Here is a 521-nt window from a genome sequence, read left to right as displayed (position 1 = left end):
TGGTGCCGGGCCCGCGACGTGCCCTTCGGGGGCGCGGGCGGCCGCGAGCCGCACCCGCGGTTCGAGACGCCCCCGGGCAGGCAGCTGCAGTTCGACTGGAAGGAGGGCATGAGGCTCGTCGACTCGGAGGGCGAGGTCTTCGAGTTCAGCGTGTTCACCGCGACGCTCGGCTACTCCCGGAAGCACCGCTTCATACCGGTCAGGAGCCGCACGCTCGACGACCTGCTGTCCTGCCTGCTCGCCACCTTCACCCGCCTCGGCGGCGTCCCGGAGGAGTGCATCACGGACAACATGTCGTGCCTGGTGACCGTCTCTGGCCGCAGGAGGACCAGGCAGGAGAGGGCGTGGCGGTTCGCGCGGGAGGCCGGCTTCGAGCTCAGGCTCTGCGCGCCGCGCTCGCCGCAGACCAAGGGCAAGGACGAGTCGGCCAACCGCTTCCTGAACCGCCTGCTCGCCTACGGCGGCGAGTTCACCGGGTGGAGCGGCCTCGCCGAGGCGGTGGCCCGGGTCGAGGCCCAGGC

1 protein-coding gene is annotated in these 521 nt (G+C 72.2%); it reads left to right on the top strand.

Going from position 1 to position 521, the window contains the following annotated elements; translation table 11 throughout:
* Positions 1-108 precede the first annotated feature (108 nt).
* On the top strand, positions 109-521 hold a 413-nt coding region (locus tag ACTM86_RS08965; RefSeq protein ID WP_441053346.1), incomplete at its 3' end, for a DDE-type integrase/transposase/recombinase.

This window comes from Collinsella sp. HCP3S3_E11 (genome assembly GCF_052067375.1).
Lineage (GTDB): Bacteria > Actinomycetota > Coriobacteriia > Coriobacteriales > Coriobacteriaceae > Collinsella.
The sequence above is the reverse complement of the archived record's forward strand: the minus strand, read 5'-3'. Positions and strand labels throughout refer to the sequence as shown.